The following is a 25649-nucleotide window of genomic DNA, read 5'->3' on the forward strand; positions in this document are numbered from 1 at the left end:
TAGTGATGAGGGGTCAAAACCTTCTCTTTAACAAAATCATCCTTGCTACAGATATCTGTGACAGGGGTGATTTTCATATTTTTGGTGTTTTGGCACATTCCCGTTTTTTATAAATAGAATAATAATGAATAGAACGATGAAACTTTTATGTATGATTGCTGTCTTTTTGTGCTTCCCCTGGGTAGCCTCTGACGCACAAAAGCAGGATTGGGGAAATTTGAAACGCTATGCAGAGGCAAACAAGGAATTGCTGCGAAAGGGAAAGCAAAAGAACCGGGTGGTTTTTATGGGAAACTCCATCACGGAAGGATGGGTGGCAAACGATGCCGCTTTCTTTGAGGACAACGGTTATGTGGGCCGTGGCATAAGCGGGCAGACCTCTTCTCATTTTCTGCTCCGTTTTCGCGAAGATGTCATCAAGCTTGCTCCGGCGCTGGTCGTGATAAACGCAGGTACCAATGACGTAGCGGAAAATGCAGGCGCTTATAATGAAGAATACACTTTTGGAAATATAGTGTCTATGGTAGAGTTGGCACGGACCAATAAGATAAAGGTGATTTTGACCTCTGTGCTGCCTGCTGCTGCCTTTGGCTGGAACCCTTCTGTCAAGGATGCTCCTCAAAAGATAATGCAGTTGAATGCCAGAATCCGGAAGTATGCCCGGGAAAACAAGATTCCTTATGTCGACTATTACAGTGAGATGGTAGAAGTGGAAGGCGGTAATAACGCTTTGAACCCCTCGTATACCAAAGACGGGGTACACCCCACTTTGGAAGGATATAAAGTGATGGAAACCTTGATAAAGAAAGCGATAGACAAGGTGCTGTAGTAAACCCCGGCTCAGGTGGCTATAAGAGCTTTTCCGCGTCGGGAATCATTATCTCGCCTCTGCGCAGTTCGAGCAGGCCTTTCTCCTGCATGCCGTTCAACGCTCTCGATACTCCCATGCGGGTATCATTGACTACCTGGGCCAATTCTTCCATTTTAATTTTCAGTATTTTCCTGCCCGACGGACGTTCGGTATGTGTCAGGATAAAGTTGCCGATACGTTTTTCAAGGTTGTCGGCGGTTTTCGCCCAAAGACGGTTGTTCAGGCTTTGGGCGCGGTTGCTGATGATATTCATGTAATTCAGGCGGAATATGTCGTATCTGAACAATTCGCTCATGGCGAAAGCCTTGCTGATGCTTACGGTGTGGGTTTCTGTCTGAGCTGTGTGGGTTGAAACGTAGGAGGTGTTCATTCCGAACAAAGATTGCGGCTCTATGACGTAGGGTGCCTGATAATATTCCGTGAAACTGTATGATGCATCCGCAGATGATGTGTATGAGGAAACTTCACCCTTCAATACAAATATCAGTTGACTGCATGTGTCGCCTGCTTTCACAATGACTTCGCCTGCCTTGTGTTTCGTAAAGTCCAGTTTTACTTTTCCCAGGATATTGGTAAAGTCTTCTTGTGCGAGTCCTTGAAAGAGTGGCAGTTGCAATAATGTATCAAACATTGTATTCATAATGCTTTTTCTTCTTGTTTTGAAACAAAAATAGACATTATCAAGGTGTACTGTAAACTCTTTACCCCTCTTTTTGTTTTTTTATTGTTTCTTAAACGTGCTATTCAATCCTTGTAGACGAATCCTCGTTCTTTTTCTCTTCCTTCCTATCGTCCTCATCCTCATTGTCTTCCTTATCTTCCTCATCGTCTTCCTCGTCTTCCTCTCTGGCAAACGGGTCAGGCCGTTGGGGACCGTATCCCATAAAGCCTATGGCACACAACGTGCCTGCTATGGCTCCACTGAGGTGCCCTTCCCAGGAAGTGGTCGTCTTGGCAAACTGAGGGAACATGTTCCATACCAGGCCGCCATATAGAAACGTTACCAGCAATGAAATGGCGGTGAGCGGTACGTGCCTGCGCAGTATGCCGCTGAAGAACAGAAAGAATGCCAGTCCGTATATGATGCCGCTGGCTCCGATATGCCATCCCGGTTTCCCTATAAGAAAGGTAAGCGTACCGCATCCTATCCAAATGGCAAAAAAGATGTAGGGGGCTATGTGGCGGTAGAAATAGAACAGGCACCACATCAGGAAAAAAAGTGGAATCGTATTGGCGAACAGATGCTTGAAACTGCTGTGTACCAGTGGGTGTGCGAAAATTCCGAACATGCCCCGCTGTTCCATCGGATATACTCCCAGTTGCGTGAAGTTCCAATCCATGCCTATCTCCAAAAACTTCAAAATGTATAAAATGAATAGCAGGAATAGAGGTATAACCGCTGCCAATGCCATTTTCTGTATGTCATGCTTCATATTTCGTACGTTGATTGCTATTTTTGTACAATACTACGGAATATTTGACGAAAACCGAAAAAAAACTGACTTTTTATTTTGGCTATAAGCTTTAATTCGTATTTTTGGGCATCGCTACATGGCTTGTAGCGCATATACCGAAATAATTAACCTTTAAATAATGCACAACTATGAGTTATTTACGATTTGACAAGACCCTGATGATTAATCTGCAAGAATCTTTGCCAAGGGAGATATTGCGGACGAATAGATCAGGAGCCTATCATTGTACAACAATTGTAGATTGTAACACACGCAAATATCACGGTCTGTTGGTGATACCAGTCCCCAATCTCGATGATGAAAACCATGTGCTGCTGTCTTCTTTGGATGAAACTGTAATTCAGCACGGTGCGGAGTTCAACTTGGGGTTACATAAGTATCAAGGAAACCACTTCAGTCCCAATGGACACAAGTACATCCGAGAGTTCGACTGTGAAAACATCCCGACAACTACTTATCGTGTAGGAGGCGTCATCCTTCGTAAGGAAAAGATTTTCGTACATCATGAAAATCGGATTCTGATTCGTTATACCTTGGTCGATGCCCATTCGGCAACCACACTCAGATTCCGCCCTTTCCTGGCATTCCGCAGTGTGCGCGAGTACACGCACGAAAATGCGCAGGCAAGCCGCGACTACCAGTTGGTGGAGAATGGCATTAAAACTTGCATGTATCCCGGTTATCCTGAGTTGTTCATGCAGCTCAACAAAAAGAATGAGTTCCACTTTCAGCCTGACTGGTATCGTGGTATCGAGTATTCTAAAGAACAGGAACGCGGATATGACTTCAACGAAGACCTTTATGTGCCGGGATATTTTGAAGTGGATATAAAGAAAGGCGAAAGCGTGGTCTTCTCTGCCGGTATCTCCGAGATTTCTCCCCGTAAGTTGAAGCAGACGTTTGAGTCTGAGGTGGCCGACCGCACTCCGCGTGACAGTTTCTACCACTGTCTGAAAAATTCGGCGCACCAGTTCCACAACAAGCAGGGAGAGGAGCATTATGTGCTTGCAGGCTATCCCTGGTTCAAGTGCCGCGCCCGTGACTTGTTCATCTCTTTGCCTGGTCTTACTTTGGCCTTAGGCGAGCAGGATGAATTTGAAGACGTGATGAAAACAGCGGAAAAGGCTATCCGCGAGTTTATCAATGGAGAACCTTCCTCCTACAAGATATACGAGATGGAGCATCCGGATGTGCTGTTGTGGGCTATCTGGGCTTTACAGCAGTATGCCAAGGAGACTTCGCGTGAAAATTGCCGGCAGATGTACGGTAATCTTCTGGAGGAGATTGTTGACTATATCCGTGAACGCAGGCACGACAATCTCTTCCTGCACGAAAACGGACTGTTGTATACCAATGGCACCGAAAAAGCGGTTACCTGGATGAATTCCACCGCCAATGGCCGTCCGGTTATTCCGCGTACGGGCTACATTGTGGAAGTGAATGCACTGTGGTATAATGCCTTGCGTTTTGTGGCCGATATGGTTCGGGAGGGAGGCAATGAAATTCTTGCCGATACTCTGGACGCTCAGGCGGAAATAACCGGAAAATCTTTCGTAGAAGTCTTCCGTAATGAGTATGGTTATCTGTTCGACTATGTGGATGGTTATATGATGGATTGGAGCGTACGCCCCAACATGATATTTACCGTTGCCTTTGACTATTCTCCTTTGGATAGGTCGCAGAAGAAGCAGGTGCTCGATATTGTGACGAAAGAACTGTTGACTCCGAAGGGCTTGCGTACTCTGAGCCCCAAGAGTGGCGGATACAATCCGAATTATGTAGGTCCTCAGATTCAAAGAGATTATGCTTATCATATGGGTACGGCATGGCCGTGGCTGATGGGTTTCTACATGGAAGCATATCTGCGCATCTATAAAGTGAGTGGCGTGTCGTTTGTAGAAAGATACCTTATCGGTATGGAAGATGAAATGACTTCCCACTGTATTGGCGCATTGCCCGAACTCTTCGATGGTAATCCTCCGTTTGTAGGAAGAGGGGCAGTGTCATTTGCCATGAATACGGCAGAAATCCTGCGTATCTTGAAGTTATTGTCTAAATATAATTTATAAAAGGAGGAACGAAGATGAAAGTTTTAATGTTTGGATGGGAATTCCCTCCCAAAATATATGGTGGTCTTGCGGTTGCTTCTTATGGAATAACTAAGGGATTAAGTTTGCAGGGTGATGTGGAAACTACTTTCTGCATGCCCAAGCCGACGGGTGAAGAAGAGGATTTCTTGAAGATAGTGGGCATGAACCAGGTGCCCATCGTGTGGCGTGATGTCGATTACAATTATTTGAAGTCGAGGCTGACGCGCAACATGACACCGGAAGATTATTATTCTTTCCGCGACCATATCTATTCGGATTTCTCTTATATGCACGTCAATGACATAGGCTGCATGGATTTTGCCGGCGGTTATCCCGGCAACCTGCACGAAGAGATAAACAATTTCTCGGTGATTGCCGGAGTAGTGGCTCGCCAGCAGGAATTTGATATTATCCATGCCCATGACTGGCTGACGTATCCTGCCGGAGTACATGCCAAAATGGTGAGCGGAAAGCCGCTTTGCATCCATGTCCATGCTACGGACTTTGACCGCTCGCGTGGAAAAGTCAATCCTACCGTCTATTCTATGGAGAAGAACGGTATGGATTATGCCGACTGCATCATGTGTGTGTCCGAGCTGACCCGCCGCACGGTGATTGAGCAGTATCACCAGAACCCTAACAAAGTGTTTGCAATGCACAATGCTGTATATCCGCTTTCGCAGGAATATCAGGATATACCTCGTCCCGAACATACCAAGGAGAAGGTGGTTACCTTCTTGGGACGTATCACGATGCAGAAGGGGCCCGAATACTTTGTGGAAGCTGCTGCACTCGTGTTGAAACGTGCGCGTAACATTCGTTTCGTAATGGCCGGTTCGGGCGATATGATGAATGCTATGATTAATCTGGCAGCCGAACGGGGTATTGCCGACCGCTTTCATTTCCCGGGCTTCATGAAGGGAAAGCAGGTATATGAGGTTTACAAGAACAGTGATGTATTCGTTATGCCTTCCGTTTCCGAGCCTTTCGGTATCGCTCCATTGGAAGCCATGCAGTGTGGAACCCCTTCCATCATTTCCAAACAGTCGGGATGCGGTGAAATCCTTGATAAGGTCATCAAGACCGATTATTGGGACATTCATGCAATGGCAGATGCCATTTATTCCCTCTGCACCAATCCCGCTCTCTTCCGATATCTGCAGGAAGAGGGCAAGAAGGAAGTGGATGGAATTACGTGGGAAAAAGTAGGCTTGAGAATCCGCGCCCTCTACGAGGATGTGTTAAGAAACTATGGTAAATAACAAAAACAATAATAGAAATGAGAACTATCTGTCTTTATTTTGAAATACATCAAATTATTCATCTGAAACGTTACCGTTTCTTTGATATCGGTACCGATCATTATTACTACGATGATTATGCCAATGAAACCAGTATCAATGATGTAGCCGAACGCTCTTATATCCCGGCATTGAACACCTTGATTGAAATGGTGAAGAATTCCGGAGGTGCGTTTAAAGTGGCTTTCTCCATCTCCGGCGTGGCATTGGAGCAATTGGAGATACATGCGCCGGCTGTTATAGACCTGCTGCGTCAGCTCAGCGAAACGGGCTGTTGCGAATTCCTGGCTGAACCTTATTCTCATGGTCTTTCTTCTTTGGCCAACGAAGATTGTTTCAAGGAAGAAGTGATGCGGCAGAGTGCCAAGATGAAGCAAATGTTCGGTAAGGCGCCGAAGGTATTCCGTAATTCCAGCCTGATTTATAATGACGAGATTGGTGCGATGGTGGCAGCTCTGGGATTCAAGGGTATGCTGACGGAAGGAGCCAAGCATGTGCTGGGGTGGAAGAGTCCGCACTATGTATATCACTGTTCTATGAATCCTAACTTGAAGTTGCTGTTGCGTGACTTTAAGTTGTCTGACGACATCAGCCTGCGTTTCTCCAACTCTGAGTGGAGCGAGTATCCTTTGTTTGCCGACAAATATATCAGTTGGATTGATGCTTTGCCGCAAGAAGAGCAGGTTATCAATATCTTTATGGAACTTTCTGCTCTGGGTATGGCACAGCCGTTGTCTTCCAATATTCTGGAATTCCTGAAGGCATTGCCGTATTGTGCTAAAGAAAAGGGAATTACTTTCTCTACACCGACGGAAATCGTTACCAAACTGAAATCTGTTTCCCAGTTGGACGTTCCATACCCGATGTCTTGGGTGGACGAAGAAAGAGATACCAGCTGCTGGCTGGGTAATGTGATGCAGCGTGAAGCATTCAACAAGCTGTATAGTGTTGCCGAACGTGTCCATCTCTGTGATGACCGCCGTATCAAGCAAGACTGGGATTATCTGCAGGCAAGTAACAACTTCCGTTTCATGACTACCAAGCAAAGCGGTGTCGGTTTGAACCGTGGCATTTATGAATCTCCTTTCGATGCTTTCACCAATTATATGAATATTCTTGGTGACTTTATCAAACGTGTAGATTCTCTCTATCCGGTGGATATAGATAATGAAGAGCTGAATGCATTGCTGACCACCATCCAGAACCAAGGTACCGAGATAGAGGAACTTCACAAGGAATTGGCGAAAGCGCAGACCAAACTGGAGAAGATAAAGGCTGCGGAAAAGAAAGAGAGCAAGGCTACAGCTAAATCTGCCGCTGAAAAACCGGCAAAGGCCAAGGCCTCTGCCAAAAAGCCTGCTGCTAAGAAAACAACTAAAAAGGCTGTTGAATAATATCGGCAGCTTGTCCCATCAATCATAAAAAAAGCCTTCCGTTCTACAATGAACGGAAGGCTTTTTTATGGAATATCTGTCAGTTACTTGTTGAAACTGGTGTATGTTACTTCTATCTTCAATGGAGATTTTACTTTACCGTTTTCTTCTTCCGGACCTCCTTTCAGTTTGGCATATCCCGGCTTGAGATCATGCTGGATACCGGTCATGGTTTTGTTGCCACTACTGTTTGTACTGTTGTCATAGGTAATGGAAACCGGAATCAGCAATACCTTATCCCAGTCTTCATTTTCTTTGTTCCAAGTTTTCTCCCACTCTGTCTCATTCCAAGAACTGCCGGCTTTATCTTTGGCGGCTTTCTTGGCAGCTTGTTTTTCGTTGATGCAAGTGGTAACCAACCGGGCTATGTTGCTGAATACGTATTGATTGGTGGCAAATGCATTGTGGGTTGTTGTAAATGAGGTGATATTATCCCTGACTTTGTTGTCTTCAAAGAAGCTCTTCAAGTCCTGCTTACGTATCAACAGCACGTCATTGGGGGCACTCATGCTATATTCGTAGTCGCTGTTTATATTGTAATTCGTGAAAGTCAACTTCACGGCATTCAGGGGGTCATTGGACAGTTTGTTGTATATTGAATCGTATGGCATGATAGCTTCGGTGAAGATACCGGCAGGAGATTTGATGTAAGTGTGTCCCGTCTCTTTTTGGGCCTTTTCCTTTATCAAATCGGAATTCAAGAACCGGTTTGCCTGGATAACCTCTTTGGTAGAGGCAAATACAGTCTGCATGCTATAGAACAAAGAGTCTGTACCATCCTTTTTCTTCAGTGCTACACCGGTAGTATCATTTACGTGGTGGAAACGGAATTGCATATTCAAAGCCACATAATCCACATAGAGGATGGTTCCATCTCCATAATCGCTCTTCACGTATACTCCTTTGAAAATTTTGTCTATGAAAGTTGCAGCGTCTTTAAAGTATTCGGGGTGTTCCCGATAAACTTTCAATATTCTGTCTTCGCCGAAGGCTTTCTTGTCCAATGGGAACGTTACATTGGGATAGAAGGTCTTGGTGCCATACGCATCTGTCGCATTTCTTATTGAGTCAGGTACAGAAGTATCGTAAGCAGAATAGGCTTTGCGTCCAAGCAATTTGAAATGGCCGCCTTCGTCGATGTAATATTCTTCCGGCTTGATGTTGGTGTAGCGGTTTTTATCCAGCTTTTTGGTCAGCTCGTAGGCGCTCATCCGGCACGCATTCAAGGAGTCGCCAAACCAGTTCTCATAAAGTATGGTCAGTTGCACGGCAACTACCGAGTCTCCTGCCATTGTACCGGTGGCTTTTGTCGGATTTCCTTCGCTGTCCCATTCAGTTTCCTTATACACTTCAGGAAGGGAGAAGTTCTCCGTGCAGTTCAATTCCGTGAGGAAACTTGTTTCGTAATAACCGAATTCCGGATCGGAAAACTTGCCTATATATCCGGTACTCGTCTTGGCAAATACGGAATCAACGGCAAATGAACGTGTTATTACATCAAAAGTTGTAGTATGCGCTGACATGCGGTCAGAATCGGGTAACATGCCCAAACCTAATGTACCGGTGTTGTCATCGCATCCAAAGAAAGTCAGGACTGCCAAAAGCAATGTTCCCAGATATCTTACTTTCATAGCTTTATTGTCTAAATCAATTTTATTTTTATTTTGTTTCCCATACTTTGTCGTAGAAGTCGTTGCAGGCTTCGGTAAAGTTTTCGGGAGATTGATATTCCAATACCGGTTTTCCGGATTCGCGGGCATAGTTCATCACTTCCTCATCGACATGCTTGCTTTGCTGGATAATGCCGTCGGAGAAGTCCGCAGCCAGTTTGCAAAGTGAAGCGTAGTCAATAGGTTCCTTCAATCCGGCAATATCTTTCTTGGTGATGCCTTTCAGCAACAGCTTGTTGGGGAAGTCTGCGTGGAAAGGTTGCTTGAAGTCATCTTCATAAAGAGAAAATACGACCTTGGCATCTCTGAAGGAAGGTTCGTCTTTGTAAGCTTTCTTGATATACAGAGGCGCCAAAGCGGTCATCCAGCCGTGGCAGTGGATGATGTCAGGACACCAGCGCAGTTTCTTCACTGTCTCCAGTACACCGCGGGCATAGAAGATGGCGCGGGCATCATTGTCTTCATACTCTTCACCGTTTTCATCCATTGCCTGCAAGCGGTTTTGGAAGTAGTCGTCATTGTCGATGAAGTACACTTGCATACGTGCAGACTGGATAGAGGCAACCTTGATGATGAGCGGGTGGTCGGTATCGTCAATGATGAGGTTCATGCCAGAGAGTCGTATCACTTCATGCAGCTGGTTTCTGCGTTCGTTGATATTTCCCCATTTGGGCATAAACGTTCTGATTTCTCTGCCTTTTTCTTGAATAGCCTGAGGTAGGTTTCTGCCTACGAGGGACATTTCGGATTCTGAAACGTAAGGAGTAATTTCTTGGGTTATAAATAAAACCTTGTTCGCCTTTGTCATAATAACAATGTTCTCAATTATTTTGCAAAGATATAAAAAAAAACGGGCAATAAAGCAAACGTAGCCTGTCTATAATTCCTTATGAATTGTTAACTGTTTGTTTTTCAGTGATTAAAGTGCTTGGGGCTTGGCTGGAAAGTGTATTGGGTTTTGCATTAATTTGCGATATTTCTTCTTTATATGCTAAATAATGGTTTATTTTGCACCGCTTTTGCGAACAACCAAGTTATCATATAACCAATTAAAATGGAAATAGTACATACTATCAAGGACTTGCAGGCCGGACTTTCGGCTTTGAGAGCCCAAGGAAAGAAGGTAGGTCTGGTGCCTACGATGGGTGCCTTGCATGCCGGTCATGCCTCATTGGTGAAACGTTGTGTGGCAGAAAATGACGCTGCTGTAGTAAGCGTTTTTGTAAATCCGACTCAGTTTAATGACAAGAATGATTTAGTGAAATATCCCCGTACGCCGGAGGCTGACTGCCGTCTGCTGGAAGCGTGTGGAGCTGCATTTGTCTTTGCACCTTCGGTGGAGGAGATGTATCCGGAACCGGATACCCGCCGTTTCAGCTATGCGCCGCTGGACACAGTGATGGAAGGGGCATTCCGTCCGGGGCATTTTAACGGTGTCTGCCAGATTGTGAGCAAGCTGTTTGATGCGGTGAAGCCGGATTGTGCCTACTTTGGCGAGAAAGATTTCCAGCAGTTGGCCATTATCCGCGAGATGGTCTGCCAGATGAAGTATCCTTTGGAAATTGTAGGGTGTCCGATTGTGCGTGAGGAAGACGGGTTGGCTCTGAGCAGTCGCAATGCCCGTTTGTCTGCCGAAGAACGCAAAAATGCACTGAAAATTTCCCAGACTTTATTTGAAAGTCGTACCTTTGCAGCCTCACACACGGTAGCTGAGACACGGAAGTTTGTGGAAGACACCATCGCAGCCGCCCCCGGATTGCGTTTGGAATACTTTGAACTGGTGGATGGCAATACCTTACAGAAGATTGCCGATTGGGAGGAAACTTCTTATGCTGTGGGTTGCATCACAGTGTTCTGCGGGGAAGTTCGTCTGATTGATAATATCAAGTACAAAGAGCCTGCTGCCTTGTAATTTATAATTAGTAATTCGTAATTTATAAAGATATGATGATTGAAGTGTTGAAGTCGAAAATCCATTGTGCCCGCGTCACGGAAGCGAACCTGAACTATATGGGAAGCATCACGATCGATGAAGATTTGATGGATGCCGCCAACATGATTGCCGGCGAGAAGGTATATATAGCCGACAATAATAACGGTGAGCGTTTTGAAACCTACATTATTAAGGGCGAGCGTGGTTCTGGCAAAATTTGCCTGAACGGTGCGGCAGCCCGCAAGGTGCAACCCGATGACATTGTTATTATCATGTCCTACGCGCTGATGGACTTTGAAGAAGCCAAGTCGTTCAAGCCGACGGTGATTTTCCCCGACCCGGCAACGAACAAGGTGGTGAAGTAGTCTCTTTATTGAAATATAGAAATAAAGCCTCGTTTGCAATTTATCTGTAAACGGGGCTTTGTTTTTACTTCTGATACTTCTCCGCAGGGTTCGTATGAGAATGAGGAGCCGATTTAATCTTGTCGAGTAAATACAGAATCTCAGTTTGGACATCAAAATTATATCTTTGGTAATCCTGATAGGTGGGCATCAGGTCCGGATAAAGTGTGTGGGCACACCGGTCTTTGCCCGGAAAGCATATTTGTATGGAGTTGGAGATAGAGCCTTGCATACCGGTATAGGGTAGCCGGAATAAGGTTTGTTCCATATAGGTATTTGCCAGTTCTTTTACCAGATACCGAAAGTCTGAAGCAAGGGAATCCCCGTTTAGGGGCTCTTGGGCGCTTGCCAATAGGGAAGCCAGGCAGAGAAGTAGGGATAGATGAATACGTTTCATTTTCTTGAAATATTAAATTGTATGTTAGAAGGGGAAAGCAGAGGGAGAGGTTGTAGTAGAATAAAAAAGGTGGAGTTCGTATGTCTCCACCTTTCATGACAGATTCTTATTTTTTTAGCTGTTCGTTCATCGCTGCTGCTGCCTTTCGTCCGTCTCCCATGGCAAGGATTACGGTAGCACCTCCGCGGACAATGTCGCCTCCGGCAAAGATGGTCGGGATGGACGACTGCATATTATCATTGACGGCAATCGTTCCCTTCCGGCCCAATTCCAATCCCTTGATGGAGCTTGGGACAATCGGGTTGGGAGATACACCTACGCTGACGATGGCAAGGTCGATGTCGATGGTTTCCGTGGCTCCGGGGATGGGTACGGGACTACGACGTCCGCTGGCATCCGGTTCACCCAACTCCATCTTCTGAAGCACCACTTGTTTTACTTTTCCTTGTTCGTCGGCGATGTATTCAATCGGGTTGTGGAGGGTCAGGAACTCTACGCCTTCTTCCTTGGCATGCTTCACCTCCTCGATACGTGCCGGCATTTCTTCTTCCGAGCGGCGGTAGATAATCAGGGCGCGCTCTGCACCGAGGCGGCGTGCAGTACGCACAGAGTCCATGGCAGTATTGCCGCCACCTATCACGGCTACGCATTTACCGAAAGGAACCGGTGTATCGGAATCTTCACTTGCCGCATCCATCAGGTTGACACGGGTCAGGTATTCATTGGACGAGAGGATATTGATGGAGTTCTCGCCGGGGATATTCATAAAGTTGGGCAGTCCTGCACCCGAAGCTACGAATATGCCCTTGAAGCCTTCTTCTTCCAATTGTTCCACGCTGAGCGTCTTGCCGATGATACAGTCTTTGACGAATTCCACTCCCATTTTGGCAAGGTTGTCAATTTCCACATCCACCACCTTGTTGGGCAGGCGGAACTCCGGAATGCCGTATTTCAATACACCGCCAATCTCGTGCAGTGCTTCGAAAACGGTCACGTCATAGCCATACTTTGCCATATCTCCGGCAAACGACAGACCTGCAGGTCCCGAACCGATGACGGCAACTTTGATACCGTTCTTTTCCTTGATTTCCGGTATGGAGATTTGTCCGCTTTCCCGTTCGTAGTCGGCGGCAAAACGTTCCAGATAGCCGATGGCTACCGGCTTCTCGTTCATCTTCAGATGGATACATTTGGATTCGCACTGCTTCTCCTGCGGACAGACGCGACCGCAGACTGCGGGCAGTGCACTGGTTTCTTTCAGGGTCTTGGCAGCTTCGAGGAATTCGCCGCGCTCGATGTTCTTGATGAAGCGGGGGATGTCGATGCCTACGGGACAACCTTCCGTACATCCGGGGTTGGCGCAGTCCAAGCAACGTTTGGCCTCTGCCAGCGCTTGTTCTTTCGTTAACCCTTGATTGACTTCCTCTTTGCGGCTGTGCGAGCGGTATTCTGCATCGAGTTCGTTCATCTCCACACGCGGAATTGCCGTGCGTTCTTTGGCTTTCATGGATTTGCGCAGTTCCTGGCGCCAGGCAGCGTTACGGCTTTTCTCGTCTTCTTTGTTCTCACCGGTGGCCTGGCAGGTTTGCGGTTCTTCCAGCTTGTGCATTTCTTCGCGTTCGATACTTTTGAAGGCGCCCATACGCTTCAGCATCTCGTCGAAATCCACTTGATGTCCGTCGAACTCGGGGCCATCTACGCATACGAACTTCGTTTTTCCGCCTATCGTGATGCGGCAGGCTCCACACATGCCCGTGCCGTCCACCATAATTGTGTTCAGCGATACGTCGGTGGGTATTTCATATTTCTTTGTCAGCAAACAAACAAACTTCATCATGATGGCAGGGCCGATGCAGAAGCATTTATCCACTTTCTCGCGTTTGATGACTTCTTCCACACCTTCCGTCACCAGACCTTTGCGTCCGTAGGAGCCGTCGTCGGTCATGATGATGACTTCATCGGAACTTTCGCGCATCTCCTTTTCAAGGATAATAAGTTCTTTGGTACGACCTGCCAGTACGGTAATGACACGGTTGCCGGCAGCTTTCAGCGCCTGTACGATGGGGAGCATGGGAGCTACGCCTACACCGCCTCCGGCACAAACCACGGTTCCGAAGTTGTCAATGTGGGTGGCTTGTCCCAACGGACCGACAACATCCGTAATGTAATCGCCTTCATTCAGTTCGCAAAGACGGGTAGAGGAGAGTCCGACTTCCTGAACCACCAGAGTGATGGTTCCCTTTACCGGGTCGGCTTCTGCAATGGTAAGCGGCATACGTTCGCCTTTTTCGCCTACGCGCACAATGACAAAATGTCCTGCCTTACGTGACTTAGCAATTAGCGGTGCTTCAATGACTAATTTGAATACCTTTTCTGAAAAATGTTTTTTGCTAATGATTTTATTCATTATCTAATGATTTTGTTGGTATAATTACGTAATTACTGTCAGATTGATAGATTTTGCAAAGATAAGGGTTATTTGTTAATAACAAAGAAAGGGGGATGGAAAAAATGATGGAGGTGAGGGAGTTGAGGGGATGGCACGCAGATGACACAGATAAGGCAGATGACCACAGATTAATTATTTATAGCAACAATTATCTGTGGTCATCTGCCTTATTTGTCATCTGCGTGCTATTCTCTTTTTATAGCACAAAAGATGCGGCTTTTAGTCAATTATCTCGAATCCGGTATACGGTACCAATGCTTTCGGAATGCGGATTCCTTCCGGAGTCTGATTGTTTTCCAGCAAGGCGGCAACGATACGTGGCAGAGCCAGTGCAGAACCGTTCAGCGTATGGCAAAGCTCTGTTTTCTTTTCTGCCGTGCGGTAGCGGCATTTCAGACGGTTGGCTTGATAAGTGTCAAAATTGGAGACGGAACTTACTTCCAGCCAACGTTTTTGTGCTTCGGAATACACTTCGAAGTCGAAGCAGAGGGCAGCTGTAAAACTCATGTCACCGCCACAAAGACGAAGAATGCGGTAGGGCAGTTCCAGCTTCTGGAGCAATCCTTCCACATGGTCCAGCATTTCCTGATGAGACTGCTTGGAATGTTCGGGCTTGTCAATGCGCACCAGCTCTACTTTGGAGAATTCGTGCAGACGGTTCAGGCCGCGTACATCTTTTCCGTATGAGCCGGCTTCGCGACGGAAGCATTGGGTATAAGCGCAATTCTTGACGGGCAACTGCTTTTCGTCCAGAATCACATCGCGGTAGATGTTTGTTACCGGAACTTCGGCTGTAGGAATCAGATATAAGTCGTCCACTTCGCAATGGTACATTTGTCCTTCTTTATCGGGAAGTTGCCCCGTACCATAGCCGGAAGCAGCGTTCACCACTGTCGGCGGCATAATTTCCGTATAGCCCGATTTGCGTGCTTCGTCCAGGAAGAAGTTGATGAGGGCGCGTTGCAATTGTGCGCCTTTACCTTTATATACAGGGAATCCCGCGCCTGTAATCTTAACGCCCAGGTCGAAATCAATCAGGTCATATTTCTTGGCCAGTTCCCAGTGGGGCAGGGCATCTTTGGGAAGTTCGGTTTCCATGCCTCCCATTTTCTCCACCACATTGTCGTCGGCGCCTACGCCTTCGGGCACGCTATCGTAGGGAACGTTGGGAATGGTGTAAAGCAAAGTCTGCAAATCATTGGCAGCCTGCTCCATATTGGCTTGCAATTCTTTGTTACCCTCTTTCAGTTCGGCCACACGGCTCTTGGCGGCTTCCGCTTCTTCTCGCTTGCCCTCCTTCATCAGTTGTCCGATGGATTTGGAGAGTGAGTTGGCTTCCGCCAGGTTTTTATCTAAGAGGGTTTGGTTGGCTTTTCTTTTGTTGTTGAAGTCCAGCACTTGTGCAATGGTTTCTTTTGCATTCTTGAAGTGCTTCTTTTCCAGTCCGCGGAGAACCGCGTCGGTGTTTTCTGTAATCTGTTTGATGGTAAGCATATTCTTATATACAATTTAAATACTCTGATTTTGAGGGCAAAGATAACGCAAATAGCAGGTAATACAAAAAGATAGTTGCTTATTTTTTGTATTGCCTGCTATTTGCGTGGTTTTATCTTCCTGTCATTTCACAACTTCATAGAATGCGATAATCGGATTGCCGGAATCGGGATTGTAGCTGCGGAATATTTCAGGATAATCTTTGTCTGGTTCATTGGCTAAAGCCCACTCGATGGTTTCCGGGGTTATATACCCCCAGAATCGGTTTTTGTACACTCCGTTGATTAATCGGTAAAAGGGAACTTCTCTTCCTGCTTTGTCCGCCAGTCTTTTTCCACAATATATCTGCTTTTTCCGGGATAGGTCATAGAGGACAACTTGCAGATAGCCGCCTTTATAAAACTGGAAATAAAGCAAATTTTCGCACTTGTATATACATTCTATTCCCAAAGAGTAGGCTGATTTCATGAGTCCCATCTCATTTGCTTTTTCTTCAATCTTCGAGAATGGCAATGGATTGGGAATCTTTATCTCGTAAACGGCCTTTAAACCATTCGGGCTTAGTTTGTAGACTATGTTATCGAAGTTTCTGCAATAGTATAGTACGGAATCATTGTAACTGAACGGCTGTGGTGTGGCACTGAAATGATATTCGGCTTCTGCTTGATTGTGTGCAAAATAGCGTTGAACAATATCAGTGCCGTTTTTTGATAATAATAGGGAATAGTGCAGTGTACTGTCGTTGGGGTAATTACTGTGAAACTGATTATCGTAATAATAAACTCCATCCGATGAAGCCATTGCACCGGGATTGGGCTTGGGAAACTTCTCTGTTTTAATATGTTTCCCATTATCGGAGTTATAATATAGCAGTGTCGTCTTCGGGTTGTCGTAAATAACCAGTTCTCTGCTTTGCTCGTTTATTGCAAAAGCGCTGATACGTACATATTCTCCCGGTCCGGCCCCTACTGCATCTATCTTAAAGATGACATTGCCTTGCATGTCATAACAAACAATTCTGGAAAATGCATCAAGCGCATATATTTTTTCGTTTTTTATCTGCACTTCCTTGATGGCGCCAATTAAAGGTTCGGCGGCCAGTTGAACATAAGAAGCGGCCTTGAGGTATTTTCCTAAGTACTCGAAATCATAGTCTTCTACTTCCACCGTTATGGTTTGTAGTCCTTCGGTGGATATATTCTCTGCTTGAAATAAGGATTCGTTACTTCTGTTCTTGTTTTGGCAAGAACAGAAAATAAGTAGGAAAGTTGTGATATAATATAGTTGTTTCATAATAGTTATTTTTTATTAAAAGACTCCACCACATGCTACTGAGGTACAAGAATATGGTACTACGCAAAATACGCAAACTCTTTCTACACTACTTTCAAACTATCCTCCACCTAATTCTAGTTTACACCTTCGGGTCTCAGGTTGATACCATTGATTGTCACCTTCACTCTCATTTTGGGCTAAGGCTTCAATATTTAGTAAATCAAAGTCGGTGATTAATATTGATTTGCTATTTGATTAAAAAAATAAATTAGAAATGATAATAACCAAACTGGTAATAGCTAAAATAATAACTTTTCTTTTCATGGCATTTACAATTTAAAAGGTTAAACAATCATTAGAATATTTTTTTTTGTATTTGTTTGAAAATGCATAAAGGTAAATTCGGGCACTTCTTTGACTGGGAAGAAAATATCTCTAAGAGCCTGTTTAAAAATGCCTGAAATCTTTTTCTAAAGAGGTTTCCGTATCCGCCAGATTATTTCTTTCTTTGAAGCGACCAAACTTAAAAAAAGATGTATCAGACAGATTTAACGGAAACCGATTGGCAATATATAACAAAAGTATTGAACCTGCAAGAAAGAAAGCGAAAATATGATTTGCGATTGATTTGGAACGCTATATTTTACCTGGTAAAGACAGGTTGTCAATGGCGGATGCTTCCTCTTGACTTTCCCAAGTGGCAGTTGGTCTATTACTACTATCGCAAATGTGCCTCTCAATTGGATTTTGACTTGTTGTTAGAGAAATTACGTGGGCATGTATGTGTGAAACGTGGTCAAAGCATGGCTTTCTTATTGCCGTTATGGTCACCATAGCTAATGTGCATGACAGTAAAGCCGCTTATTTGCTGATGAGGGTTCTTAAGGAGATGTGCTCCAGTGTAAAAAACATCCTTGTCGATGGAGGTTACCGAGGAGAACTTGTCGATAACATAAGAAAGAAATTCGGATATGTCATTCAGGTTGTTATCAGCGCGTACAAGGAACAGTGATTCAGACCCATTCAAAAGAGATGGATTGTGGAAAGAACATTCTCATGGATGGATTACAATAGAAGGCTCTGCCGAAACTATGAACTAACATTCGACTCGGCAGAGGAAATGGTCAAATTAGCCACTATAAGATTATTATTGAAGAAAATTTAAACAGGCTCTTATTGCCCACAAGATAGAATTTAGTTCGATTTCTTTTTCTGTTTGTTTTTGTATGCTACTTTTTAGGGTATAATGAAGTTGGAGATCGGATTTGACCGATAGAATCAATCCTATTGAAAGGACAAATATGATTATATAGGTCAATTGGGTTTTCATACTACCTGTTTTTCACAAATGTCGCGGAAAAAAACATCTTATTTTATTTTTTAATACTTTTTCTATATTTATTGCTATGCAACTCGTTTGAAGCATGTTGTATTATAATAAAGAAAGGCTGAACTCATTGAAGAATCCAGCCTTTCTTTTATTTCTTGTCTGTGAAACTTATGCTTCTGCATTTTCTGCGGGGATAACAGAAACTGAACGTCTGTCTTCCTTGCCCACTTTGAACTTTACAGTTCCATCTACTAAAGCGAAAAGAGTGTGGTCTTTTCCCATACCGATGTTGTCACCCGGATGGAATTCAGTACCTCTTTGACGAACGATGATGTTACCTGCCTTGCAAGTTTCGCCACCAAATATCTTAACGCCTAATCTCTTACTCTGTGATTCGCGGCCGTTCTTAGAACTACCGACACCTTTTTTATGTGCCATTTCTTCTTACTGTTTTAATTGATTAAGCTACTACTTCTGTGATTGTTAACTCTGTGAATTGTTGACGGTGACCGTTCAACTTGCGATAACCTTTTCTTCTTTTCTTGTGGAAAACGAGAACTTTATCGCCTTTTACCATGTTTGATACGACTTGGCAAACAACCTTTGCGCCTTCTACGGTGGGAGCACCTACGGTAATGTTGCCGTCTTTGTCTACCAAAAGAACTTTGTCAAACTCTACTGTTGTACCGTTTTCTGCATTCTGGATGTGGTGTACAAACAGTTTCTTGCCAGCTTCTGCTTTGAATTGCTGGCCGTTGATTTCTACAATTGCGTACATTTCTTATATATAATGTATAAGTTAGCTCCGTCGGGTGGTCTCTAATCACTTAGAAAGCACTTGGTCGAACCCGGTGCGGAATAATCGGGCACAAAAGTACTCTTTTTATTCTAATCGGGCAAATGTTCTTTTGCTTTTTTATTTTTTTGTATACATGGCTCTTTAATTTGAGGTAGCTAGAAGGAGTTTGGAGAGTGTAAACCTTTACTTGAGCATCCTGAAGTTGACAACTGTATATGGCAAGTTGACAGACTCTTGTGTCTAATCTGACAGACACTTGTGTTTAATCTGACAGACACCGGAGTCTGTCGCGATAGGCACCGGAGTCTGACAAACATGCCGGAGAAGGTGTTCACCGCCACTCTCCGAAGGGAAAAGAAGTTTCACCGGAAATGCCGATGGATAGGGCGTTTCAGAAAAAGGTGAAAGATATGGAAGCACAATAATGCAAGAGAAGGGTACGCCCAAAAACGTTGTCTATATTGAATAAGCCTCCGGCAATGTTTTTGAGAGTGTTACTCAACCGGTAGCGTGGAGTGTTGCGGCTTTGTCCGCAACGGTTGCAGTAGTTGCCGGTATAGGTGGTGCCGCAATTCAAGCGGGTGCAGGTTGCGTTACCGGCAGGAGGAGTTTTTCAATCTTGAATATGAGGAATGTTTCTCTTGTACTGTCGGCAGCTCTTCCAAAGTGCTCATTATTTTCCGGTGGGGGTACTTCTCCAGCTCTTTGACAGTGGTTACTCCGTGGGTAATCCCGGCAAAGTCTATTCCGGCTGCTTGGGCTGTTTCTGCATCTATCGTGCTGTCGCCTATATAGAGGGTCTCGGCTTTGCTGACATGCAGTCGTTTAATGGCAAGGAGCAGCCCTTCGGGGGATGGCTTGGCGGCTTTCACGTCTTCACCACCCACGATAATCTCCATAAAGTCTGCGGGAAAATGCTGGTCGAGGAGTTCCTTGATGCGGAATCGGTATTTGGTCGAGATGATTCCGATGCGGGCGCCGGAGTCCTTCAGCGCAGTCAGTACGGACTTGGTTTCCGGAAAAAGCATCGTATTGACAGTCATATGCGTGTCGGCCTCTTTTCGGTATTCCGCCTTGAATCCTGCCAGTTGTCCGGCATCTGTCATACCGGTGAGGATGGAAAAAGAGGCTTCCAGAGTCTTGCCGATAGTACGTTTGATGTCATCATCCGTCACCTCTGTATATCCGTGACGGGTCAGTACGTTGCGGAAACAAGTGACGATTCCGCGGGAAGAATCAGCAAGCGTATAGTCAAAGTCGAAAAGATAGGTCGTGTAATTCATTGTGACTTTTTGTGGCAAAGATAGTGTAAAGTATATTTTTGTAAAATTAAAAAGAGGATTAATCGGAAATTTGTATTATTTTTGTTTGCGTGAGTTCTGTTTAAAAGTTGCAAGATGTGTAAGTGTTTTCTTCGGTTGGGTTGTTACACTATACATGTTAACTCTATAATGTTATGAATTTAATAAAGTCTTATTGTTGGGTTGTAGTCTTTTCACTCTTTGGGGCATGTACCCCGCAAGTGTCGGACGTGAAAAGTGTGTCTTATACAAAGTTCGTGAATCCCTTTATCGGTACGGATTTTACCGGAAACACCTATCCGGGTGCCCAGGCGCCGTTTGGCATGGTGCAGCTCAGTCCTGACAACGGACTGCCGGGCTGGGACCGTATTTCCGGATATTTTTATCCGGACAGTACCATTGCAGGCTTCAGCCATACCCATCTCTCCGGAACCGGCGCTGGTGACTTGTATGACATCTCTTTTATGCCGGTGACATTGCCTTATAAGGAGGCGGAAGCTCCGCTCGGCATTCACTCTTTGTTCTCTCATTCGGAAGAATCGGCAAGCGCCGGATATTATCAGGTGCGTCTGAAAGATTATAATATAAATGTAGAGTTGACGGCCACCGAGCGTTGTGGCATTCAGCGGTATACTTTCCCAAAAGCCGATGCTGCCGTTTTCCTGAACTTGAGGAAAGCTATGAACTGGGATTTTACCAATGATTCTCATATAGAAGCTGTCGATTCGGTAACGGTGCAAGGTTACCGTTACTCTGACGGTTGGGCACGCGACCAGCGCCTCTACTTCCGTACACGTTTCTCCAAACCGTTTGCTGCGATGCAGCTCGATACAGCTGCCATAGAGAAAGAAGGCAAGCGGATAGGGACATCTGTCATTGCACGATTCGACTTTCAGACTAAGGAAGGGGAGCAGATTCTTGTCAGTACTGCCATTTCCGGTGTGAGCATGGAAGGGGCGGCACGTAATCTGGCAGCCGAAGTACCCGATGATGATTTCGACAAATACCTGGCTGCTGTGCAGGATGATTGGAACGAACATTTGTCCCGGATAGAAATAAAATGCGATGACCGCGATGAGAAAGTCAAGTTCTATACGGCTTTGTATCATTCGATGATTGCTCCTACCATTTACAGTGATGTGGATGGTGCCTATTACGGTCCAGACAAGCGAGTGCACCGGGCAGAGGGCTGGACAAATTACAGTACTTTCTCCTTGTGGGATACTTACCGTGCGGCTCATCCTCTCTATACCTTTATTGAGCCGGAGCGGGTGAACGATATGGTGAAGTCCTTCCTCGCTTTCTTCGAACAGAACGGCCGCCTTCCCGTATGGAACTTCCAGGGAGGTGAGACCGATATGATGATAGGATACCACTCTGTGCCGGTCATTGTAGACGCTTATCTGAAGGGTATTGGGGATTTTGATGCGAAAAAGGCCCTGGAGGCTTGTGTGGCTACTGCCAATATCGATTCCTATCGTGGCATCGGGCTGTATAAGAAATATGGCTATGTTCCTTATAATGTGACGGATTGGTATAATTCGGAAAACTGGTCACTTTCCAAGACTTTGGAATATGCATACGATGACTATTGCATAGCCCGTATGGCAGAGAAGCTGGGCGATAAGGAGGTTGCGGACGAGTTTTATAAGCGTTCCCGTAATTACCGGAATGTCTATAATCCGGTAAGTTCTTTCATGCAACCCCGTGATGACAAGGGAGAGTTTATCCAGAACTTCTCGCCGGACGACTATACTCCGCACATATGCGAGAGCAACGGCTGGCAGTACTTCTGGTCTGTGCAGCAGGATATTGACGGTCTGATAGCTTTGACCGGAGGCAAGGAACGGTTTGCCCAGAAATTGGACAGCATGTTTACTTACAATCCTTCTGCAGATGATGAGCTGCCTATTTTTAGCACTGGGATGATTGGCCAGTATGCGCATGGAAATGAGCCCAGCCATCACGTCGTCTATCTGTTCAATGCTGTGGACCAACCTTGGAAAACCCAAAAATATGCAGCCCGGGTGATGCATGAACTCTATTTGAACACTCCTGCCGGTTTGTGTGGCAACGAGGATTGCGGACAGATGTCTGCATGGTATGTGTTCAGCGCGATGGGATTTTATCCGGTAGACCCGGTTGGCGGAAAATATGAAATCGGTACTCCCCTATATCCGGAAATGAAGATGCACCTGCCCGGTGGAAAGACTTTTACGGTACTGGCACCGGCGGTGAGCAAGGAAAACTGCTACATCCAATCTGTAAAACTCAACGGTAAGAGCTATAGTAAAAGTTATATTACGCATGAACAGATTATGGATGGAAGTGTTTTCGAATTTGAAATGGGGGATAAGCTAGGTCAGGCATGGTACCGCTCCCGATAACCGGCTAAAATATGGATGAACATTTCGACTTGACATATAAATCCCTTTTCCGCAGGTATTACTCTAACCTGCTGTTCTACGCCACACACATTGTGGGAGAAGAGGATGCGGAAGATGTGGTACGGGATGTTTTTGTGGAATTGTGGAAGCGGAAAGATACTATAAAGGTGGGGGCAAATCCAAGCTTTTCTGTATAGGGCGGTGTATGCCCGTGCCTTGAACGTTCTGAAGCACCGGGACATTGTAAGTGGCTATGAGGCTGTCATGCTCGAAATCCATAAAAAGAGGGTTGGGTTCTATCAGCCCGACAGCAATGATGTGGTGAAACGGATAGAGGATGCCGAGCTCAGGAGGAAGCTGTCAGATGCCATCAATGAATTGCCGGACAAGTGCCGGATGGTATTCAAACTCAGCTATCTGCATGATATGAAGAATAAGGAGATAGCTGATACGATGGGGGTATCATTGCGTACGGTGGAGACCCACATGTACAAGGCTTTGAAGTTGCTGCGCGACAAACTGGGGTATCTGGACTTGTTGTCGGCCCTGTTTTTCATCGGGAAAGTAAGCCATGAAATCCGTGAGATGACAGTGATGAATATGGGTAACTATGCCCATGGCAACCACCCCATTCAGCACATGATTTACCTTTATAACTACACCGGGGAACCTTGGAAGGCTCAATATTGGCTTCGTCAGGTTATGAACCGCATGTACACTGCCAGTCCCGACGGTTATTGCGGTGACGAGGACAACGGCCAGACTTCCGCGTGGTATGTCTTTTCCGCACTCGGTTTTTATCCGGTCTATTCGGGTACGGACGAATATGTGCTGGGTGCTCCTCTGTTCCGGAAGGCCACACTCCGTTTCGAGAACGGCAGGTCCCTTACTATTGACGCTCCGGATAATTCACAGGAGAACATGTATATCGAGTCTCTCACGGTGAACGGTGTGGATTATTCCAGGAACTACCTGAAGCATGGCGATTTGCTGAATGGCGGTACCTTGAGGTTTGATATGGGCAGCCGGCCTAATATGAAGAGAGGTACGCAGCCGGAAGACTATCCTTATTCTTTCTCGAATGAGCTGAAGAAGTAAAGAGTAGTAATAATATTGTAAGAAAAGGGTTGCTTCGGAAATAAGTTGAGATATCATTTTGTTATTTGCTATCTGTGTTAGGGATGGCTTTCTTGAATCGGGTGAGAATAGATATTTACTTCGTTAGTAATATTGAGCAAAATGATATATTGACTTGTTTTCGGGGGAACTTTTTTTTAAAAGGATTAATGATAAAAAAGATACTTTTTTAGTAAGTGCAGCGGTTTTCGTTACTCCATGGAATCGGCTATTCTGGATAAGGACAATCCTGCCAGGTTGCTCTACCGCACCCGTGAGTATCTGCTTGCGCCTGCTGCTCCTTATGAGTTGCAAGGTGATGTTCCCAACGTGGTGCTCCCTTGTGCGGCATTGCAGGATGGAGAACGTGTAGCTGTATGCTACGGTGCAGCCGATACGGTAGTGGGGCTTGCCTTTGGCTATATCCGCGAGATTCTGGAGTTCACGAAGCGCACAAGTATTTTATAAGTACCAAGCAGTGGGCAGGCGCTTGGTATTGCTGAAAAGCGTCTCGCGTAACTGTTTTATACTTAGTGTAATATCACTGCAAAGCTGCTGCATGCTTTTTGCAGTGCTACTGCAAAGCCGTTGCAGCGTCACTGCAAAGCTGATGCAGCGCCACTGCAAAGCTGTTGCAGCGCTACTGCAAAGTAGTTTGCAGTGTCACTGCAGACCGTTTGCAGTAACTTTGCAGAGTGCATGCAATGACATCGGCATGGGCAGCATGCTCACTAACTCCAGATTCCGAGTAGCAGGGATAATAACTTTCGCTTCTTGCGTTCTTATTAAGTCAAAAATGACCATTATCGCTATAACTGCCAAGACCTTGGTGCAAAAGTTGTATATTCTTCGGGAAGTACGATATGGTGAGGGCAGTAAAGTATGTATGTAAACAAAGCGTGATGGTATTTGACCGTCACGCTTTGTATGGCTTGCCATTAAAAGTTGTTAGAGAGAATTGTTAGCGGATTTATTTCATGGCTTCTACGGTGTATCCTTGTTGCTTCAGAAGGTTCAACACTCCGTTGTCTCCGGGCAGGTGTCCGGCGCCGACTACGAAAAGGGTAGGGGCTTCTGTCATGATGGCAGGCATCTTTTCAACCCATGCCTTGTTGCGGTTGTCCAGCAATGCTTCCGTCTCTCCGGGCAGCGGGTCGCATGAATTACCGTCGCGCTCTTCCATCAGTTGCAGCATGGCATCCAGATCTTGCTTTTCATAAGCGGCAATCAGGCGTTTGCTTTGGTCGATGCCTTTCTCAATGTCACTGATGGCGCAGTAGAGGAGGTTTGCCTGGCGTTGCAGCGTCTGGCTGTTGAACAGAATGTCTATTTGTGACTGGGCTGTTTCCAGACCACCAACTTTCTTGCCTTGCTGTCCGGCCTGCTGCTGGAAGTAAGTGTCAAGCTGTTCTTGCGGGTTGAAGCCCGGAGTATGTTTCATGTATAGCAGGACGACAAGCTGCTGGTTGATGGCAGCCGGTTTCAGTTGTGCCAGCATGGCAATGTCCACCATCATGTTTTCTTTGACGGCTTTGCCCACTTCTTCGTATTGTTCGGGAGTAAAGAGGCTTTGCAGCGTGGTGTCTTTGGACATCATCATCTGCTGTTGCATGCTTTGCATGAAGGCGGGTGTCGCCATTTCGCTCATCACGACCTCCCCGTAGACTTGGGTGGTTTCGTTCATGGCCTGCGGCATGGCGGCAATGCTGTCCTTGATGCTGAGTGGAGAGAGATGGTAAGTACCGAAAATATAGGATGGTTTCTCCAATCCTTTACCGGATACTTTCCATAAAAGTTGTGCATTGGCGCTCAGCGCAATGCTGATGAATAAGAGGATACCTAAAAGTTTCTTCATTGTTTTCTTCTTTTAATTGTTTCTGGACTATCAGTCGGGATAGAGTAAGGAAAATCACAAGAAGGGAAA

At 45.6% G+C, this 25649-nt stretch carries 21 protein-coding genes and 3 pseudogenes; 12 read left to right on the forward strand and 12 right to left on the reverse strand.

From position 1 onward, the window contains the following. Positions 1-136: 136 nt before the first annotated feature. The gene (locus HU824_RS12920) at positions 137-829 is read left to right on the forward strand and encodes an SGNH/GDSL hydrolase family protein (protein WP_136010585.1); all 693 of its coding nucleotides are present in this window, start codon (positions 137-139) and stop codon (positions 827-829) included. Between the two features lie 19 nt (positions 830-848). On the opposite strand, the gene HU824_RS12925 is transcribed toward HU824_RS12920, so the two are convergent. Beyond that, a complete protein-coding gene (locus tag HU824_RS12925; protein WP_176469050.1) occupies positions 849-1511 on the reverse strand; it encodes a Crp/Fnr family transcriptional regulator in 663 nt (220 codons plus the stop codon). 100 nt (positions 1512-1611) lie between these two features. After that, complete coding sequence (locus HU824_RS12930) at positions 1612-2304, reverse strand: rhomboid family intramembrane serine protease (protein ID WP_176469051.1); 693 nt, start codon at positions 2302-2304, stop codon at positions 1612-1614. 170 nt (positions 2305-2474) lie between these two features. On the opposite strand from HU824_RS12930, the gene HU824_RS12935 reads away from it, so the two are divergent. The 3 genes from HU824_RS12935 to HU824_RS12945 are packed head-to-tail and all read left to right on the forward strand — an operon-like array spanning position 2475 to position 7131. Beyond that, complete coding sequence (locus HU824_RS12935) at positions 2475-4415, forward strand: glycogen debranching enzyme N-terminal domain-containing protein (protein WP_176469052.1); 1941 nt, start codon at positions 2475-2477, stop codon at positions 4413-4415. 14 nt (positions 4416-4429) lie between these two features. Continuing rightward, a complete protein-coding gene (locus HU824_RS12940) occupies positions 4430-5698 on the forward strand; it encodes a glycosyltransferase family 4 protein (RefSeq protein ID WP_136010589.1) in 1269 nt (422 codons plus the stop codon). Positions 5699-5715: 17 nt separating this feature from the next. After that, complete coding sequence (locus HU824_RS12945) at positions 5716-7131, forward strand: glycoside hydrolase family 57 protein (protein ID WP_136010590.1); 1416 nt, start codon at positions 5716-5718, stop codon at positions 7129-7131. Between the two features lie 83 nt (positions 7132-7214). On the opposite strand, the gene HU824_RS12950 is transcribed toward HU824_RS12945, so the two are convergent. Further along, positions 7215-8801 carry a DUF4270 domain-containing protein gene (locus tag HU824_RS12950; protein ID WP_176469053.1) on the reverse strand — a complete coding sequence of 529 codons (1587 nt, stop codon included), beginning with the start codon at positions 8799-8801 and terminating at the stop codon, positions 7215-7217. Positions 8802-8829: 28 nt separating this feature from the next. Beyond that, positions 8830-9648 (reverse strand): glycogen/starch synthase, encoded by an 819-nt coding sequence (locus HU824_RS12955; RefSeq protein ID WP_136010592.1) that lies wholly within the window; start codon positions 9646-9648, stop codon positions 8830-8832. Positions 9649-9894: 246 nt separating this feature from the next. On the opposite strand from HU824_RS12955, the gene panC reads away from it, so the two are divergent. Further along, positions 9895-10752 carry a pantoate--beta-alanine ligase gene (gene panC / locus HU824_RS12960; RefSeq protein ID WP_176469054.1) on the forward strand — a complete coding sequence of 286 codons (858 nt, stop codon included), beginning with the start codon at positions 9895-9897 and terminating at the stop codon, positions 10750-10752. A 32-nt stretch (positions 10753-10784) separates the two neighbouring features. Continuing rightward, positions 10785-11138, forward strand: a complete 354-nt coding sequence (gene panD, locus HU824_RS12965) for an aspartate 1-decarboxylase (RefSeq protein ID WP_005823568.1) — start codon at positions 10785-10787, stop codon at positions 11136-11138. Positions 11139-11202: 64 nt separating this feature from the next. On the opposite strand, the gene HU824_RS12970 is transcribed toward panD, so the two are convergent. The 4 genes from HU824_RS12970 to HU824_RS12985 form a co-directional block, all read right to left on the reverse strand. Then, positions 11203-11574, reverse strand: a complete 372-nt coding sequence (locus tag HU824_RS12970) for a hypothetical protein (protein ID WP_255260517.1) — start codon at positions 11572-11574, stop codon at positions 11203-11205. Between the two features lie 106 nt (positions 11575-11680). Next, a complete protein-coding gene (locus tag HU824_RS12975) occupies positions 11681-13981 on the reverse strand; it encodes a bifunctional dihydroorotate dehydrogenase B NAD binding subunit/NADPH-dependent glutamate synthase (protein WP_176469055.1) in 2301 nt (766 codons plus the stop codon). Between the two features lie 261 nt (positions 13982-14242). Beyond that, positions 14243-15517 (reverse strand): serine--tRNA ligase, encoded by a 1275-nt coding sequence (serS, locus tag HU824_RS12980; RefSeq protein WP_176469056.1) that lies wholly within the window; start codon positions 15515-15517, stop codon positions 14243-14245. A gap of 123 nt (positions 15518-15640) precedes the next feature. Next, positions 15641-16810, reverse strand: a complete 1170-nt coding sequence (locus HU824_RS12985) for a 6-bladed beta-propeller (protein WP_217994201.1) — start codon at positions 16808-16810, stop codon at positions 15641-15643. Between the two features lie 515 nt (positions 16811-17325). Here HU824_RS12985 and HU824_RS19810 point away from each other — a divergent pair. Together HU824_RS19810 and HU824_RS19815 are read left to right on the forward strand one after the other, a co-directional pair. Continuing rightward, a complete protein-coding gene (locus HU824_RS19810) occupies positions 17326-17628 on the forward strand; it encodes a transposase (RefSeq protein WP_255260518.1) in 303 nt (100 codons plus the stop codon). Further along, positions 17574-17804: a transposase gene (locus tag HU824_RS19815; protein ID WP_255260519.1), complete on the forward strand. Its 231-nt coding sequence runs from the start codon at positions 17574-17576 to the stop codon at positions 17802-17804. Before HU824_RS19810 ends, HU824_RS19815 begins: the two co-directional genes overlap by 55 nt. Before the next feature lie 486 nt (positions 17805-18290). Here the strand turns inward: HU824_RS19815 and rpmA are convergent, their stop codons facing one another. The 3 genes from rpmA to HU824_RS13005 all read right to left on the reverse strand — a co-directional run bounded on the left by rpmA (position 18291) and on the right by HU824_RS13005 (position 20204). After that, positions 18291-18560: a 50S ribosomal protein L27 gene (rpmA, locus tag HU824_RS12995; RefSeq protein WP_136010598.1), complete on the reverse strand. Its 270-nt coding sequence runs from the start codon at positions 18558-18560 to the stop codon at positions 18291-18293. Positions 18561-18582: 22 nt separating this feature from the next. Then, positions 18583-18900 carry a 50S ribosomal protein L21 gene (gene rplU / locus HU824_RS13000; RefSeq protein WP_136010599.1) on the reverse strand — a complete coding sequence of 106 codons (318 nt, stop codon included), beginning with the start codon at positions 18898-18900 and terminating at the stop codon, positions 18583-18585. 614 nt (positions 18901-19514) lie between these two features. Further along, on the reverse strand, positions 19515-20204 hold the full coding sequence (locus HU824_RS13005) for an HAD family hydrolase (RefSeq protein ID WP_136010600.1): 690 nt from the start codon (positions 20202-20204) through the stop codon (positions 19515-19517). Positions 20205-20377: 173 nt separating this feature from the next. On the opposite strand from HU824_RS13005, the gene HU824_RS13010 reads away from it, so the two are divergent. The 4 genes and pseudogenes from HU824_RS13010 to HU824_RS13025 form a co-directional block, all read left to right on the forward strand. Then, the gene (locus HU824_RS13010; protein WP_176469057.1) at positions 20378-22609 is read left to right on the forward strand and encodes a GH92 family glycosyl hydrolase; all 2232 of its coding nucleotides are present in this window, start codon (positions 20378-20380) and stop codon (positions 22607-22609) included. 11 nt (positions 22610-22620) lie between these two features. Then, positions 22621-23176: pseudogene (locus HU824_RS13015) on the forward strand (RNA polymerase sigma-70 factor); the annotation flags it as partial. Then, a pseudogene (locus HU824_RS13020) lies at positions 23168-23707 on the forward strand (glycoside hydrolase domain-containing protein); the annotation flags it as partial. The pseudogenes HU824_RS13015 and HU824_RS13020, both read left to right, overlap by 9 nt. Before the next feature lie 216 nt (positions 23708-23923). Further along, a pseudogene (locus tag HU824_RS13025) lies at positions 23924-24193 on the forward strand (glycosidase); the annotation flags it as partial. A gap of 502 nt (positions 24194-24695) precedes the next feature. Here HU824_RS13025 and HU824_RS13030 read toward each other — a convergent pair. Further along, positions 24696-25580, reverse strand: coding sequence for a TraB/GumN family protein (locus tag HU824_RS13030; protein WP_176469058.1), 885 nt, complete (start codon positions 25578-25580; stop codon positions 24696-24698). Between the last annotated feature and the right edge of the window lie 69 nt (positions 25581-25649).

Source organism: Bacteroides sp. L10-4 (assembly GCF_013373675.1).
GTDB classification, from domain to species: Bacteria; Bacteroidota; Bacteroidia; order Bacteroidales; family Bacteroidaceae; genus Bacteroides; species Bacteroides muris.

Excerpts from the sequence above, each read along its gene's own strand:
- HU824_RS12920 (WP_136010585.1), top strand. The coding sequence starts at position 137 with ATGAAACTTTTATGTATGATTGCTGTCTTTTTGTGCTTCCCCTGGGTA.
- HU824_RS12925 (WP_176469050.1), bottom strand. The coding sequence starts at position 1,511 with ATGAATACAATGTTTGATACATTATTGCAACTGCCACTCTTTCAAGGA.
- HU824_RS12930 (WP_176469051.1), bottom strand. The coding sequence starts at position 2,304 with ATGAAGCATGACATACAGAAAATGGCATTGGCAGCGGTTATACCTCTA.
- HU824_RS12935 (WP_176469052.1), top strand. The coding sequence starts at position 2,475 with ATGAGTTATTTACGATTTGACAAGACCCTGATGATTAATCTGCAAGAA.
- HU824_RS12940 (WP_136010589.1), top strand. The coding sequence starts at position 4,430 with ATGAAAGTTTTAATGTTTGGATGGGAATTCCCTCCCAAAATATATGGT.
- HU824_RS12945 (WP_136010590.1), top strand. The coding sequence starts at position 5,716 with ATGAGAACTATCTGTCTTTATTTTGAAATACATCAAATTATTCATCTG.
- HU824_RS12950 (WP_176469053.1), bottom strand. The coding sequence starts at position 8,801 with ATGAAAGTAAGATATCTGGGAACATTGCTTTTGGCAGTCCTGACTTTC.
- HU824_RS12955 (WP_136010592.1), bottom strand. The coding sequence starts at position 9,648 with ATGACAAAGGCGAACAAGGTTTTATTTATAACCCAAGAAATTACTCCT.
- panC (WP_176469054.1), top strand. The coding sequence starts at position 9,895 with ATGGAAATAGTACATACTATCAAGGACTTGCAGGCCGGACTTTCGGCT.
- panD (WP_005823568.1), top strand. The coding sequence starts at position 10,785 with ATGATGATTGAAGTGTTGAAGTCGAAAATCCATTGTGCCCGCGTCACG.
- HU824_RS12970 (WP_255260517.1), bottom strand. The coding sequence starts at position 11,574 with ATGAAACGTATTCATCTATCCCTACTTCTCTGCCTGGCTTCCCTATTG.
- HU824_RS12975 (WP_176469055.1), bottom strand. The coding sequence starts at position 13,981 with ATGAATAAAATCATTAGCAAAAAACATTTTTCAGAAAAGGTATTCAAA.
- serS (WP_176469056.1), bottom strand. The coding sequence starts at position 15,517 with ATGCTTACCATCAAACAGATTACAGAAAACACCGACGCGGTTCTCCGC.
- HU824_RS12985 (WP_217994201.1), bottom strand. The coding sequence starts at position 16,810 with ATGAAACAACTATATTATATCACAACTTTCCTACTTATTTTCTGTTCT.
- HU824_RS19810 (WP_255260518.1), top strand. The coding sequence starts at position 17,326 with ATGTATCAGACAGATTTAACGGAAACCGATTGGCAATATATAACAAAA.
- HU824_RS19815 (WP_255260519.1), top strand. The coding sequence starts at position 17,574 with ATGTGTGAAACGTGGTCAAAGCATGGCTTTCTTATTGCCGTTATGGTC.
- rpmA (WP_136010598.1), bottom strand. The coding sequence starts at position 18,560 with ATGGCACATAAAAAAGGTGTCGGTAGTTCTAAGAACGGCCGCGAATCA.
- rplU (WP_136010599.1), bottom strand. The coding sequence starts at position 18,900 with ATGTACGCAATTGTAGAAATCAACGGCCAGCAATTCAAAGCAGAAGCT.
- HU824_RS13005 (WP_136010600.1), bottom strand. The coding sequence starts at position 20,204 with ATGAATTACACGACCTATCTTTTCGACTTTGACTATACGCTTGCTGAT.
- HU824_RS13010 (WP_176469057.1), top strand. The coding sequence starts at position 20,378 with ATGAATTTAATAAAGTCTTATTGTTGGGTTGTAGTCTTTTCACTCTTT.
- HU824_RS13030 (WP_176469058.1), bottom strand. The coding sequence starts at position 25,580 with ATGAAGAAACTTTTAGGTATCCTCTTATTCATCAGCATTGCGCTGAGC.